Source organism: Microbulbifer elongatus, assembly GCF_021165935.1.
GTDB classification, from domain to species: Bacteria; Pseudomonadota; Gammaproteobacteria; order Pseudomonadales; family Cellvibrionaceae; genus Microbulbifer; species Microbulbifer elongatus.
Window position 1 is genome coordinate 3557437 of sequence record NZ_CP088953.1, and the last position, 15468, is coordinate 3572904.

General features: G+C 58.8%; 10 protein-coding genes. 5 read left to right on the forward strand and 5 right to left on the reverse strand.

Annotated elements, in window-relative coordinates; genetic code table 11:
* Positions 1–242: 242 nt before the first annotated feature.
* The 3 genes from LRR79_RS14735 to LRR79_RS14745 form a co-directional block, all read right to left on the reverse strand.
* Positions 243–611 carry a hypothetical protein gene (locus tag LRR79_RS14735; protein ID WP_231757933.1) on the reverse strand — a complete coding sequence of 123 codons (369 nt, stop codon included), beginning with the start codon at positions 609–611 and terminating at the stop codon, positions 243–245.
* 163 nt (positions 612–774) lie between these two features.
* Positions 775–1716, reverse strand: a complete 942-nt coding sequence (gene ttcA / locus LRR79_RS14740) for a tRNA 2-thiocytidine(32) synthetase TtcA (protein ID WP_231757934.1) — start codon at positions 1714–1716, stop codon at positions 775–777.
* Between the two features lie 261 nt (positions 1717–1977).
* Complete coding sequence (locus LRR79_RS14745; RefSeq protein ID WP_231757935.1) at positions 1978–2676, reverse strand: arylesterase; 699 nt, start codon at positions 2674–2676, stop codon at positions 1978–1980.
* Between the two features lie 55 nt (positions 2677–2731).
* Here LRR79_RS14745 and LRR79_RS14750 point away from each other — a divergent pair, with 55 nt between their 5' ends.
* The 5 genes from LRR79_RS14750 to LRR79_RS14770 all read left to right on the forward strand — a co-directional run bounded on the left by LRR79_RS14750 (position 2732) and on the right by LRR79_RS14770 (position 12489).
* Positions 2732–3484 (forward strand): ABC transporter ATP-binding protein, encoded by a 753-nt coding sequence (locus tag LRR79_RS14750; RefSeq protein WP_231760039.1) that lies wholly within the window; start codon positions 2732–2734, stop codon positions 3482–3484.
* The gene (locus tag LRR79_RS14755) at positions 3484–5952 is read left to right on the forward strand and encodes an ABC transporter permease (RefSeq protein WP_231757936.1); all 2469 of its coding nucleotides are present in this window, start codon (positions 3484–3486) and stop codon (positions 5950–5952) included. The genes LRR79_RS14750 and LRR79_RS14755 overlap by 1 nt, the downstream gene beginning before the upstream one ends.
* A 247-nt stretch (positions 5953–6199) precedes the next feature.
* On the forward strand, positions 6200–7471 hold the full coding sequence (gene bioA / locus LRR79_RS14760; protein ID WP_231757937.1) for an adenosylmethionine--8-amino-7-oxononanoate transaminase: 1272 nt from the start codon (positions 6200–6202) through the stop codon (positions 7469–7471).
* A 199-nt stretch (positions 7472–7670) separates the two neighbouring features.
* Positions 7671–10502 carry a glycoside hydrolase family 9 protein gene (locus tag LRR79_RS14765; RefSeq protein ID WP_231757938.1) on the forward strand — a complete coding sequence of 944 codons (2832 nt, stop codon included), beginning with the start codon at positions 7671–7673 and terminating at the stop codon, positions 10500–10502.
* Positions 10503–10599: 97 nt separating this feature from the next.
* Entirely contained in the window at positions 10600–12489 is a 1890-nt protein-coding gene (locus LRR79_RS14770) for a cellulase family glycosylhydrolase (RefSeq protein ID WP_231757939.1), read from the forward strand.
* A 102-nt stretch (positions 12490–12591) separates the two neighbouring features.
* On the opposite strand, the gene LRR79_RS14775 is transcribed toward LRR79_RS14770, so the two are convergent.
* Both LRR79_RS14775 and LRR79_RS14780 read right to left on the reverse strand, forming a co-directional pair.
* Positions 12592–13224, reverse strand: a complete 633-nt coding sequence (locus tag LRR79_RS14775; protein ID WP_231757940.1) for a thioredoxin family protein — start codon at positions 13222–13224, stop codon at positions 12592–12594.
* 40 nt (positions 13225–13264) lie between these two features.
* The gene (locus LRR79_RS14780; RefSeq protein WP_231757941.1) at positions 13265–15331 is read right to left on the reverse strand and encodes a protein-disulfide reductase DsbD family protein; all 2067 of its coding nucleotides are present in this window, start codon (positions 15329–15331) and stop codon (positions 13265–13267) included.
* Positions 15332–15468 lie beyond the last annotated feature (137 nt).

A 15468-nucleotide genomic window follows, 5' to 3' on the forward strand; every position in this document is an offset into this window, starting at 1 on the left:
TCAAAATTGGCAGATCTAGCCACGTCCCGCGAAAGAATAGGCTGAATCCGTCGTTATTGGTCTTTATTACGCGTAAATCTACCCATTCGCTGGCGGTTACTCAATCCACAAACTAAACCAAGGGTATGAACAGTTACCAGAAGCCGCCATGGATGGCGGTCACCGACTGAGCAGTTAGGGAAAGCGAAAGCACTATGGGTATTTGTCTGGACGAACTACGCCTGTTCGTCGTTCGTCCCACCTTAAAGCAGTTGCGCGCCTGGTCTCCTGGCATGGAGGCGTTGCTGCTCGGCACCGCCGCGCAGGAATCCGAACTGGGCTTTCACCTCAAACTGGGGCGCCGTCACGGCATGGGGATCTTCCAGATTCTCCCCAGTACCCACCGGCAGATCTGGGATAAATACCTGATCAACTTCCCCCCTCTCGCATCCAAAGTCCGCGGCCTCGCCAGCCAGCGCGACTTCCTGCAACACCCCCACGCCGAACTGGCCACCAATCTGCGCTACGCCACCGCCATCGCCTGGCTCGTTTACCGCGCTGCCGGTGTGGAAAAGGTTGAAAGCGACAACCTGCCGAAAATGGCCAAGTTGTGGAAAAAACACTTCCATCATGGCCCCAGTGCGCGGTTGCGCGATTTTATCGACAGCTATAGCAAGCTGGTAAAGCCCACAGAAAAAAACCTTCCCGAAAAACAAACAGCCGCAGTGAAAACTGCGGCTGCTGAAGAGAGGGACGGCGCAAGAACCGATTGTCTACTGGTGGAAGAGGACGAATTTACAGGTTCCGCGCCTCAATATACATCGGCTGTGTCGGCTGCTCCTGTGACTCCGGCCCCTCATCCCGCGCGTCCTCTGGAATCCACGAATGCACGTACTGCTCAATCGCTCGCGCGTCCGCCGCAGGTGCGGGCTTAGAGCGGTCCAGCTCCAGGCTCTCAAAATCGTACAGGTCGCGATCCGCCAGCTGTGACGGTGATACCCGCGTCAATGCGGCAAAAATATTGTCGCTGCGACCGGGAAACTTCTTATCCCATTCACTCAACATACCTTTGATCGCCTGGCGCTGCAGATTTTCCTGACTTCCGCAAAGATTACACGGAATAATCGGAAACTGTTTGAAATCGGCAAACGCAATCAGATCCGTCTCGCGGCAATAGGCCAGCGGGCGAATCACAATATTGCGCCCGTCGTCCGCACGCAGCTTCGGCGGCATCGCCTTCAGGCGGCCGCCGTAAAACATATTCAGGAAAAGGGTTTCCACGATATCGTCTTTATGGTGCCCCAGAGCCACCTTGGTCGCGCCAATCTCCTCGGCAAAACCGTACAGAGTACCGCGGCGCAGGCGTGAGCAGAGGCCACAGGTAGTCTTGCCTTCCGGCACCACCTCTTTCACCACACTGTAAGTGTCCTTGTTCACGATGTGATAAGGCACGCCAATGGATTGCAGGTATTCCGGCAAAATATGCTCCGGGAAACCCGGCTGCTTCTGGTCCATATTCACCGCCACCAGCTCAAAATGCACCGGCGCCGTCTTCTGCAGGTTCATCAGGATTTCCAGCATCGCGTAGGAATCCTTGCCACCAGACAGGCACACCATCACCTTGTCGCCCTCTTCAATCATATTGAAGTCAGCGATCGCCTTGCCCACATTGCGACGCAGGCGCTTTTGCAGCTTGTTGAATTCCAGCCGCTCGCGGCGGTTTTCCAGATCAGACATTGGGTAGTTCTCGAAAATTCTTGAGGTATTGCAAGTGGGCCGGTCAGCATTGAAAACTATTGCGCTAAGGCGCTGACACCGGTGAAGCCATTGCGGGACCGTCTGTGGCCATGGATGGCCACAGCCGAGCGTTCATGGATGAACTCGTAGCGTGTCCCGCAATGGCTTCACCGGGGACAGGGCCGCCCCGGAGCCATCTACGAAGCCCCACCACTAAATGGAGCCCCAGCAAAAATCAGGGCGCGATTGTACGCTTTCCGATCAGGAAGTGCACAGGCTATCGGACCGAGCATCCTCATTAGCTTTTAAAATGGCTTCCAGGCAGGGCCACACATGATCCAGCAGAGCCGGCTGTGCCTTGGCCGTGGGGTGAATACCATCGGTCTGCATCGCCCCCTCCACCAGCGCTACCGTCTCCAGAAAGAACGGCACCAGCGGCACCTGCTGCTCTTCGGCCACCTTCGGATAGACCGCCGCAAACGCCTTGGTGTACGCCTTACCGTAATTTGGCGGCATCTGCATACCCAGGATCAGCACCTCTGCACCACCCTCCCGGGCCAGCTTAACCATCTGCGCCAGGTTGTTCTGCAGTGCCCGCGGTGGGTAACCGCGCAGACCATCATTGCCCCCCAACTCCAACACCAGCCAGTCGGGTGAATGCTCACTCAGTAAGCGCGGCAAACGGGTCAGGCCACCGGCGGATGTTTCCCCGCTGATACTGGCGTTCACCACTTTCACCGCCAGCTCCTGTTCGGCCAGCCGGTCCCGCAACAACTGCACCCAACCCTCGCGCTCATCCAGCCCATAGGCCGCACTGATACTGTCTCCGAGTATCAACAGAGTGCCCTCTTCTGCAGCCGGCTCATCCGCTCTCGCCGTCTGCCCGTAACACAAAGCGGTCAACAGCAGACCACACACGATAAAACCGGGGGCAAGGTGCCGGAAAAAAACTGCCGCCATGTCATACTCTCCACTTCTGAACACGCACATTTTGCAGGAATTACAGGGACTTGCCATGTCAGTGATGCTCAAAGCCGAAAACCTTCAACACCGCGTCAGTACCAGCGAGGGGCCGCTGACACTCCTGAACGACATATCCCTGCAACTTCCCGCCGGCCAGAGCCTCGCCATCACTGGCGCCTCCGGCTCGGGTAAATCCACCCTGCTGGGCCTCCTAGCGGGTCTCGACCGCCCCACCGAGGGCAAAATCTGGCTGGCTGGCGAGGAAATCACCGCCATGGACGAAGAGCAGCGCGCGGCGCTGCGTGCCCGCTGCGTCGGCTTCGTATTCCAGACCTTTCAGCTATTGCCCGGCCTCACCGCCCAGGAAAACGTCATGCTGCCCAGCGAACTGCGCGGCGAGCGCAACGCCGGCGCACGGGCCAAGGAATTCCTCGAGCGCGTCGGCCTCGGCCACCGGCTGCACCACTACCCGCGCCAGCTGTCCGGTGGCGAGCAGCAGCGCGTCGCCATCGCCCGCGCATTCTGTAGCATTGCCAACCAGGGTTCTGACACGCCTTCTGAAATAAATAGCGGCATTCTATTCGCCGACGAACCCACCGGCAGCCTCGACGCCCACAATGGCGAAAAGGTGATCGACCTGCTGTTCAACCTGAACGCCGAAACTGGCACCACCCTGGTACTGGTCACCCACGAACAGCGTCTCGCCGAGCGCTGCGGCGCCCATCTGCGCATGGCCGCCGGAGAGATCACCAGCGCCGATATCCCCGATTCGTTTTTAGGTGATCAGACGGAGGTATCCGCCTGATGCTGCCTCTGAAACTACTCGGCCGCGACTGGCGCGGCGGCGAGCTGGCACTGATCGCTACCGCCCTGGTGCTGGCAGTGACCTGTGTCACCGCCATCGCCCACTTCTCCGACCGCCTCACCCGCGCTATGTATATCCAGTCCCAGAGTTTTCTGGCAGCGGAGCGGGTGGTGCAGAGCAGCAAGGAAATCCCACCGGCATGGTTGACCAAGGCCGATGAACTGGGGCTGAAGCAGGCCCAGACCACCACCTTTGCCTCCATGCTCTCCGCCGGAGATGAATTCCAGTTCGCCCCGGTAAAAGCCGTGAGTGATGACTATCCGTTGGTCGGCCACCTGGAAATGCGTGCAAGTGCGGATGACATTTCCCGCGAGATCCATCAGGGCCCACCTCCCGGAGAAGTGTGGCTGGAAGCGCGCCTGCTGCCGCTGATGAATCTGTCGATCGGCGACGACCTGCAGCTGGGTGACACCGATCTCAGGGTCGCCGGTATCCTCGACCACGAGCCGGACCGCGGTGCCAACCTGTTTTCCATGGGCGCGCGACTGATGATGCACCAGTCAGACCTCGCGGCGACCAACATCCTGCAGCCCGGCAGCCGCGTCACCTACCGCTACCTGTTTGCCGGTGACGACTCGACCCTCGACCAGTATTTCAACTGGCTCAAACCCCAGCTCACCGACCACCAGCGGGTCATTGACCTGGAGGAAGGCCAGCCCCGGGTCGCCCGCACGCTGGATCGCGCCGAGAGCTTCCTGTTCTTGGCCGCCAGCCTCGCGGTGCTACTCGCCAGCGTCGCCGTCGGCCTCGCCGCGCGCCGCTACGGCCTGCGCCACGCCAACTACGTGGCGGTAATGAAAAGCCTCGGCGCCGGCAAGCGCAAAATACTCGGCATCTACATTGGCCAGATGACCGCGCTGGCCCTGATCGCCACCGCCATCGGTCTCGCCCTCGGCTCCCTGATCCAGTCCCAGGCCGTCAACCTGCTGCAAGGTTTCTTCCCGGTCACCCCGCCTCCCAGCGGCCTGCAGCCGCTGCTGGTAGGCCTTGCGACGGGCTTCGCCTGTGTCATCGGCTTTGCCCTGCCGCCCCTGTTCCGTCTGGCCCAGACCGACCCCATGCAGACCCTGCGCCAGGACTGGAGCAATCCGGACAAGCGGGAATGGCTCGGCCTGATCCCCGGCCCCCTGTCCATGCTGCTGTTGATCTGGTGGCTCTCCGGCAGCATCGCCATCACCCTCGCGCTTCTCGCCGGCCTCGGCCTGCTCGTGGCCGGCGCCGCCCTGATCAACCGCCTGCTGGTGCACGGAAGACTCGCCTCCCTCGGCGGCAGCTGGCGCATCGCGCTGGGCAGCCTGCAGCGCCGCGCCGGGTTCAACACCCTGCTGATCGCCGCCTTCGGCACCGGCCTGCTCGCCATGCTCGCCATGTACTACGCGCGCACCGCACTGATCGACGAATGGCAGATGCAGCTCCCGGCAAACGCCCCCAACCACTTCCTCGTCAACATCGCCCCCTACGAACTGGACGGCGTAAAGCAGAAAGTCGAAGGTAAAAATCTTCAGGGCACCGAGTTCTACCCCATGGTACGGGGCCGGCTGATCGCCGTGAACGGCACCCCGGTACACGAACGGGAACACAAAACCGGTGCCATCCGCCGTGAACTCAACCTGAGCTGGACCGACACCCTCCCCGCCGACAACAAAATTGTCGCCGGCGAGTGGTGGAGCGAAGACCTGAACGAAGGCGTCTCTCCCCAAGGTGTTTCGGTCGAAGTCGAAGTCGCCGCCCGCCTCGGTCTCCAACTCGGCGACGTCCTGCGCTTCTCCATCGGCGGCCTCGAAACCGAAGCCACCGTCACCAGCCTGCGCACCCTCGACTGGAACAGCATGCGCCCCAACTTCTTCATGCTGTTCGCCCCGGGAAGCCTCGACACCTTCCCCGCCACCTACATCCAGAGCTTCTACCTGCCGCCGGAAGACAAACTGTTCGTCAACGAACTGGTAAAAAACTTCCCCAGCGTCAGCATCATCGAACTGGATAAAATCCTGGAAAATATCCGCGAAACCATCGGCCAGGTCGCCATCGCCGTCGAGTCCGTCCTCGCGCTCATGTTAGTCGCCGGCGTGCTCGTACTGATCGCCGGCGTCCGCGCCAGCATCGCCGAACGTTTGCAGGAAGCCGCCGTAATCCGCACACTGGGCGGCCGCCGGCAACTGCTGATGCGCAGCCTGATGATCGAGTTCGGCTTGCTGGGTATTGCCGCAGGATTACTCGCCGCCTTTGGTACCGAAGCCACACTGGCGGTGCTGACCCAGCAGGTGTTTGAGATGCCGTTGAATTTCCACCCGGGGCTCTGGCTGCTTGGACCGCTGGTTGGGGCACTGCTGGTGGGTACTGCGGGCACCCTGGCGTGTCGCAGTGCGGTGAGCCAGCCGCCGTTGAAAGTTCTGCGGGAACTGGCTTGATTACCGGCTTCGTAGTGCTGGATTCCGGTACCGGATCAAGTCCGGCACAGGCTCTGCGCCGGAATGACGACAAAACAAAGCTTACGAAGCACAGAAACCAAATGCGAAGGGCGGGTGCCGGGTATTCATTTTCAGAAGCTTCGCAAACAGGGATGTTTGCGACGCAGCGTACAGGGACGTATTCACAGCGGTTCTGAAAATGAATACCCGGTGCCCGACCGCCACACACGAAGACCAAAGCACCCAAATGATGGATCTAGAGTTCGATAAACACCATATCTGGCACCCCTACTCCTCCTTGATTAATCCACCGCCCGTGTACCCCGTCGCACGCGCCGAGGGGGTAAGAATTTATCTGGAAGACGGACGCGGATTGATCGACGGCATGGGTTCCTGGTGGAGCACCCTGCACGGCTACAACGTTCCCGAACTGAACGCCGCCATGCAAAACCAGATGGAAAAAATGAGCCACGTCATGTTCGGCGGCCTCACCCACGAACCCGCCATCGAACTGTGCAAAAAACTCGTCGCCCTCACCCCCGAGCCATTACAAAAAGTCTTCCTCGCCGACTCCGGCTCCGTATCCGTCGAAGTCGCCATCAAAATGGCCCTGCAATACTGGCACTCCCAGGGAAAACCGGAAAAAAACAAACTGCTCGCACTGCGCAACGGCTACCACGGTGACACCTTCGGCGCCATGGCCACCTGCGACCCCATCACCGGCATGCACCACCTGTTCGCCAGCCAGCTCACCCAACACCTGTTCGCCCCCGCCCCCAATCCAAAATTCGACGAACCCTGCACAGAACCGGATACGGCCGAACTGCAGCAACTGATCGAACAGAACCACCAACACCTCGCCGCCGTCATCCTCGAACCCATCGTCCAGGGCGCCGGCGGCATGCGCTTTTATTCCCCGGAATACCTGAAACGCGTCAGGGAACTCTGCGATCACTACGACCTACTCCTGATCGCCGACGAAATCGCCACCGGCTTCGGCCGCAGCGGCAAAATGTTCGCCTGTGAACACGCCGGAATTTCCCCCGACATCCTCACGCTCGGCAAAGCACTCACTGGTGGCACCATGACCCTCGCCGCCACCCTGTGCACCGACAAGGTCGCCAATGGAATCTGCAATGGCGAAGCCGGCGTATTCATGCACGGACCCACCTTTATGGGCAACCCCATGGCCTGCGCCGTGGCCAGCGCCAGCATCGACCTGCTATTGCAAAGAAACTGGCGACAGCAGGTTGACCGAATTGAAACCCAACTGAAAGCGGAACTGACACCACTGAAAAATGCCGAGGGCGTTGCCGACGTCCGGGTACTCGGCGCCATTGGTGTCGTGGAAATGCAAAACCCCGTAAATAATACGACCGTGCAAGAAAGCCTGATTAATCAAGGTATCTGGTTGAGACCATTTGGAAAGCTCGTGTACACCATGCCCCCATACATAATTAGTACAGGCGACCTAAGTTCGCTCACTTCCGCCATGTGCGAAACCCTGTCGACGCTGTAAAAATTTAATCAAAAAATCGAAGTCTCCCTCCCCTTTTTAACCCCGTCGCCATGGCAACGGGGATCTCGTCACACTTCAAAAACGCTGGCGGAAATTTCATTCCGGCAGCGGTTACATACACGTCCTTCTGTTGCGAACTATAGAGTCGCTGGGCAGTTGATCCTGCCCGCAGATAAAGAATCAAAATGAAGGAAGCCCCATGAAGCGAATGACTCGAACCACAAAACCGCTTGCCGCCGCGATCGCCGGCGTCAGCATCGCGGGCATCGGCCTGTTTTCTAGTGGTGCCGTCGCCGCCAACTACGGTGAAGCACTGCAGAAATCCATTTACTTTTACGAAGCGCAACAATCCGGTCCCATCCCTGGCTGGAACCGCAACGAATGGCGCGGCGACTCCGGCATGCAGGATGGTGCCGACAACAACGTCGACCTCACCGGTGGCTGGTACGACGCAGGCGACCATGTGAAGTTCGGTTTCCCGATGGCAGCAACAGCGACCATGCTCGCCTGGAGCGCCGTTGAGAACCAAGAAGCCTATGCACAGACCGGTCAGCTCGAACACCTGAAAAATAACCTGAAATTTGTCGCCGACTATTTTGTCAAAGCACATACCGCGCCGAATGAACTATATGGACAGGTGGGTGAAGGTGCCGTGGATCACGCCTGGTGGGGCTCTGCGGAAGTGATGCAGATGGCGCGGCCATCCTACAAAATTGACGAGAACTGTCCGGGCTCGGATCTGGCCGGTGAAACCGCTGCGGCACTGGCCGCGATTTCCATGGTTTTCGAAAGCTCCGACCCGCAATATTCAGCGACCCTGCTCGATCACGCCAAGCAACTCTACAGTTTTGCCGATAACTATCGCGGGAAATACAGCGACTGCATCACCGATGCTACCGCGTTTTACAATTCCTGGAGCGGTTATAACGATGAACTGGTCTGGGGCGCGGCGTGGCTCTATCGCGCCACTGGCGACCAGTCCTATCTGGACAAAGCCAACAGCTATTACGACAACCTCTCCACCGAGCCACAGTCGCCAGTGCGCTCGTACAAGTGGACCCACGCCTGGGACGACAAGGGCTACGGCAGCTACGTGCTGATGTCCTTGCTCACCGACAACCCCGAGTATCGCGCTGACGCCGAGCGCTGGCTGGATTACTGGACCACCGGCTATGAAGGCAACCGCGTAACCTATACCCCCGGTGGCCTCGCGCACCTGGATCGCTGGGGCGCCGCCCGTTATGCCTCCAACACCGCTTTCATCGCATTGATCTATTCCGACTACTTGAAAGCAAACGATGCGGACAACCCCAAGGCACAGACCTACTACGACTTCGCCGTCAGCCAGATTGAATATCTGCTCGGCGACAACCCGATGAATATGAGCTATCAGATCGGCTATGGCTCTGTGTATCCCACATCACCGCACCACCGCACCGCACACGGTTCCTGGAACGACAGCCTGTCTGACCCGGTGGATAACCGTCACACTCTGGTGGGTGCACTGGTGGGCGGTCCGGATGCCAGTGATGGGTTTGAAAATGACCGCGGCGATTACATTCTGAACGAAGTGACCACCGACTATAACGCTGGCTTCACCGGCGCCCTGGCACGTCTGTGGATGGACTTCGGTGGTAACCCGATTCCCGAAGACAGCTTCCCTGCCCCGGAAGAACGGGATACTGAATTCTTCGTTGATGCGAAGTTGAATTCCACCGGCCCGCGCCACACCGAAATCAGCGCACGCCCGCATAACCGCAGTGCCTGGCCTTCACGTCTTACCGACAACCTGAGTCTGCGTTACTGGGTGGATATTTCCGAGCTGGTGGATGCCGGCTATTCTGCCAGTGACCTGGAACTGAATACCGCCTACAACCAGGGCAGTGATTTTACCGGCCCGCACCCCTGGGGTGATCCCGCAGACAATATCTACTACGTCGAAGTGTCTTTCGAGGGTGTGGATATCTTCCCCGGCGGCCAGTCCGATAGCAAAAAGGAATCCCAGTTCCGCATTGGCGTCCGCGAAGGTCTGCCCTGGGATCAGAGCAATGATCCGTCCTGGGACAACTACGGCAGCAGCCGTGAAGAAGCGCCGCGCATTGCCCTCTACGACGACGGCAATCTGGTCTGGGGCGAGGAGCCCGGTGAAGGTTGCGGCGGCAGCTCCGGTGTGAACTGTGTTCCGGTGGCTGACGACGTTTCCGTTGAAACCGGATTCGAGTCCCAGGTGATGGTTACCCTGTCCGGCAGCGATCGCGACGGCAGTATCACCGGCTACACCGTGGAAACCTCCCCGGGTAACGGCAGCCTGAGTGGCACTGGTGCAGAACTGCTGTACACACCGGATGCCGGCTTCTTCGGCATCGATACTTTCACCTACACCGTCAGTGACGATGCCGGCGCTGTTTCTGCACCGGCCACCGTGACCATCGATGTAGAGTCCCCGCCCATCCCTGCGGTCAGCATCACCTCGCCGGCCAACGGCAGTACCTTTGAGGAAGGGGAAGACATTACCGTGCAGTACACCCTGCAATACGCAGACGGTGTAAACCTGTACCTGGACGGAGCGCTCACCGGCAGTGCCAATGGTGCCACCGACCTGGTAATTGATGCCCCCTCACTCGGCAACCACGTGATCGAAGTGCGCGCTGTGGACGATGGTGAAGAGCTTAGCGCCACCGACAGCGTTTCCATCGTCGTGGAAGAGCAATCTTCCGGTGGTGGAGAAGGTGTGCAGTGCTCCGTGGACACGGCCGACAGCTGGAACACCGGCTTTGTCATCAACGACATCGTTGTGGAAAACAACGGTGATAGTGCCATCAGCAGCTGGGAAGTAACGCTTACGTTTGCCAACCCCATCAGCATCGTGAATGGCTGGAACGGCGAGTTCCAACTGTCCTCTGATGGCCGCAGCGTCAGCGTCACCAACGCCGCCTGGAATGGAAACCTGCAACCGGGCGCCTCTGCCAGTGCCGGCTTCCAGGGCGGACACAATGGCGACTTCGCCCTGCCAACCTGTAGCGCTGACTGATATCCAGTAGCGCCCGCAATGAGCATCCGGCAGACATCGCGTCTGTCGGGTGTTTTTCCGTTTCGCTTCAAATATTAATTAGAGTCTTGAAAATACAATGAAGACATTGACAACACTTTCATTGGCCACTGCGCTGGCCGCGTCTCTCTCTGCACCATCATTTGCCGAGGCACTGCCGGACGACGATTGGCTGCGTGTGGAAGGCAACCAGATTGTCGATCAACAGGGCAACCCGGTATGGCTGACCGGCGCCAACTGGTTCGGATTCAACGCCAGTGAGCGGGTATTTCACGGCCTGTGGGCAATAAACCTCGAAAATGCTATGGCGGATATCGCCAGCCGCGGTATCAATATTCTCCGTGTTCCCATTTCCACAGAACTGATTTACGAGTGGCAAAGCGGTATGGCCGCGGTGCCGAGCATCAACGACTACGCCAACCCGGAGATTGCCGGGAAGACCACACTTGAGATTTTCGACACCACTGTGGCGCTTGCGAAAAAATACGGCGTTAAAATCATGGTGGATGTACACAGCGCCAAGGCGGATAACTCCGGTCACTTCGCGCCCATGTGGTACAACGAAGAACTCACTTCCGAAATTTTCTACGAAACCTGGGAGTGGATGGCGGATCGCTATAAAAATGATGATACCGTCATTGCATTCGATATTGAAAACGAACCCCACGGCAAACCCTGGGCGGACTCTCCCTACGCCAAATGGGATAGCTCCACCGACGAGAACAACTGGAAATACGCCTGCGAAACCGCCTCCAAGCGTATTCTCGCCATCAACCCCAACGTGCTGGTTCTGTGCGAAGGCATCGAGTCTTACCCGAAGGACGGCGTGACCTGGGACAGTGATTCCAGTAAAGATTTCCACAACTACTGGTGGGGCGGCAACCTCCGCGGTGTGGTAGATCATCCCATCGATCTCGGCCCACACCAGGATCAGCTGGTCTACTCACCCCATATCTACGGTCCGTCTGTCTACCTTCAGCCCTGGTTTGAGCCGGACTTTACCTATGAATCCCTGATGGAGGACGCCTGGAGAGACAACTGGTTCTACCTGTATGAACAGGGAATTTCCCCGCTGCTGTTCGGTGAATGGGGTGGCTTTATGGACGGCGGCCAGAACGAAAAATGGATGACCTATGCCCGCGATCTGATTGTGGAGCACAAGCTGCACCATACCTTCTGGTGCCTGAATCCCAACTCCGGTGATACCGGCGGTCTCTGGGGTTATGACTGGAAGACCTGGGATGAAGAAAAGTACGCTCTGCTCAAACCGGCACTGTGGCAGAACACCGATGGCAAGTTTGTAGGCCTGGATCACCAGGTGCCACTTGGCAGCAGTGAAACAGGTATTACGGTAAGCGAGTTTTACGGCAACGACAGTCCGGTGCTGGATATCGTGACGCCGACTTCCGGCAGTGAATACCTAGTAGAAGAAACCATTACCGTAGCTTTCAACCAGCGCAAAAGCAGCGGTGCCAACATCTATATCGATGGTGGTCTGGTCGCCAGTGCGGATAGCAGCCCCACCACCATTACTGCACCGGCAGAAACAGGTAGCTACCTGTTAGAGCTTGTCGCGCTGGACAGCGCGGGTATCGAGCTGTCTGCAACGGATAGCGTACAGATTCAGGTGGTTGAGGAAGTGATACCGGATCCAGAACCGGAGTCCGACATTGCCTGTGTACCCGGTGAAGCCGACAGCTGGACAGACGGATTTGTACTGAACACCGTCACTGTCACCAACAACGGCGACAGCGCGGTAAGCGGCTGGGAGGTCAAACTGAACTTTAGTGGGGGCAATGCCTTTGACAGCGGCTGGGGTGGCAACTTCACCGTAGAAAATGGGGGCACTCTGGTTACCGTTAGCAATCTGGCATGGAACGGTAATCTCCAGCCCGGCGCGAGTGCCAGCTTCGGTTTGCAGGGTACCCATTCCGGAAACTATGTAGAGCCCACCTGTACAGCGAACTGATTTCCGTAACGGGTAACTAAGTGTACCAACTGGAAAGGCCCTCGGAGATACTCCCCCGAGGGCCTTTTCATTTAAACGACTTGCGATTAAGCAACAACGAAATCAATACTTGACGCTACAGCCGTAAGCACGACTCGAAGCCACCGCTACTTGCTCGCCTTTCAATGCGGCATCAAATGCTGCGGCCACATAATTTTTGGAGTTGGGGATCACTGCAGGGTTCGCCGAGTCGTTATCGTCGATCGCACCGGCGTAAACTACCTGCCCTTCCGGGTTGATGATAAACATATGTGGCGTGGTCTTGGCCCCGTAAGCGCGCCCCATACTGCCGTCGGTATCCAACAGGAAGGGAGCACTTGCCGCGAGCTTGTGGCTCTCCGCCACTTCCAATGCCTGCGCCGGCTCCAGGTAACCCTGCTTGCCTTTCGCAGAAGAGATAACGGTTAGCCAGTTGATGTCCTGGTCGGTGTATTTTTTCTGCAGTGCCTGCATATTGCCGCTACCGTAATGTTTCTTCACATAAGGACAGTCCTTGTTGAACCATTCCAGCACCAGCCACTGGCCTTTGTAGTCTTCCAGGCCGCGGGTCTCGCCTTTTGCATCCACCTCACTGAAGGCCGGTGCCTGCTCGCCGGGAACCGCAACAGCCACGGCCAACGCCGGTAGCGCAAACAGCGCGACACTGCTGATAAATTGACGAAAAGACCGTTTACCACTTACACGCTGAGTATTCACGATGACGCATCCTCTTGGTTAAAAAAAATAGGGTAAAGAATTACTTGCTGTCGAATAGAGCTTCAATCATGTCCGCTTTCAAAATCTGTGGGAGCAAAACCGGTGTGGTCTCGCCAGGTGCATACCAGGCGTAAACCGGTACCGAGTTGCGCCCCAACTCTCCCAGCGCCCGGGTGATTTCCGGGTTCTGGTCGGTCCAGTCGGCCCGCACCAGATACACGTCATTCTCCCGGAACAGCGCCTCAACCTCCTGCGACTCCAGCACCAGCTTTTTGTTCACCTGACAGGTAATACACCAGGCTGCGGTGTAGTCGATAAATACACCCTGTTCGCGGGACAATGCCTGATTGATCGCACTGCGATCGTAGGGCTGCCAATCGCTGCTCTCCTGCGCCAGTGCCGCTCCTGCGGCGCCACTGTGCTGCAGCTTGTTGGCCGCACCAAAACTCAATACCAGTGCCGCCAGTACCAGCCCCCAGGCAAGCCAGCGGCTGCCACGGAACCCATGGCGTCCGAGCCAGAATGCAAACACGATAGTCAGCATCAGCATGGCCCCGATCAGCCAACCGCTCTCGCCCACCAGGCGGCCCAGCACCCACAGCAACCAGATCACCGTGGCATACAGTGGGAATGCGAGGAACTGGCGCAGGGTTTCCATCCAGGGCCCCGGCGCCGGCAGGCGGTTTAGCAACGCGGGAAAGACACACAGCAGAACAAACGGCAATGCCAGCCCGATACCCAACCCGAGAAAGATCGCCATGGCGCCGTACGCCGGCAGCAAGGTGGCGGCGCCCAACGCGGCCCCCATAAACGGCCCGGTACACGGAGCAACCACAAACACTGCCAACACACCGGTGACGAAGGCGCCGCCGCGGCTGTTACCGGCCAGGTTCATCAGATGATGGCCGAATTCGTACAGACCACTGAAGGACAGCGCCATAACCCAGAAGAGTAGAATCAGTCCCAGCACCACCGGTGCCGACTGCAGCTGGAACCCCCAGCCAATCGCTGCGCCACCGGCCCGCAGAACCAACAGCAGCGCTCCCAGCGCGGCAAAGGTCACCAGCACCCCGGCGGCATAGCGCAGGCCCTCGTGCAGACGCTCACCGGCATGCTTTTCCGGGCCGACCAGGCCAAACAGCTTGATCGACAGTACCGGAAACACACAGGGCATCAGGTTAAGAATGGCGCCACCGGCAATGGCCGCCAGCACCAGCAGCCACAGCGGCTGCCCGCCGTCGACCAGACTCGGCGCAGCAGTGGCCGCCGCCTGAATATCCAGCTGCTCCAGCTGCCAGGACCGGGTGCCGTCGCTGATCACAAAACCGGTGCTGTCCGGTAAGGGCGCACCAGGCACTCGCTGGAAGGTGTAACCGATGGTACTGCCGGACTGTGCGATCTGGGGCGCTTTTGCGGTCAGCAGGTTCCCATCAAGGGGAAAGACCGCCGGTGTCGCTGCAGAATCGCCTTCGCTCGCTTCCAGCACCAACTGCAGGCTATCCCCTCCCGCTTCCGCGGTAACACTTCGCACGGACCACGGAAAACCGGTGTCGCCACGGACCACAACCGGAACCTGCGCGGCAAACCGATCCCGCAGTGCCTTGTCGCCGTCCGGCCACACCACCTGGTCCGCCACCGGGCGGGACAGGCTCATGGCACCGAAGCCGGGGATGCAGTCCACCTTGCACACCAGCCACTCCAGATTCACCACCAGCTCCATACGCTCGGCTTCCGGTGTCACCGTGAACAGGTAGGCCACGTCACCTTCATAGCCGAGATTGGTAAGGTGCTCGATGGGTAAACGCACCGGGAACGGCCACTGGATCTCGCCAACCTTGCCGCTGGCACCGACAAAATCAAAGCGCGGTGCCGCACCGGAATCGCCGGCGTTGCGCCAGTAGACGTGCCAGCCGGGGTCGACCTCGAAATAGAATCCGATGGTTTCCTCGCCGGGGCCAAAGGTATCCGGCGCCAGCCAGCGGACTTTTACGTGGTCCCCAGTGGCGGTTTCCTGAGCGGAAGACAGTGTGCTCCAGCCCGTAAACACACCTACAAGCAGCAGAAACAACAAGGGAAATAGAGTGCGGTGCACGGACGTATTCGACAAAAGAGACTCCACCTGACAGCCAAAACCGATCTACCGGTCATATTGTTATACGCGCCGATCATTCAAATAGATTGCCGGCCCGGCTGCAAGGGGGGATTCGATAAGGTGAGAACGAGTGCGATTAGCGGATGCCGGGG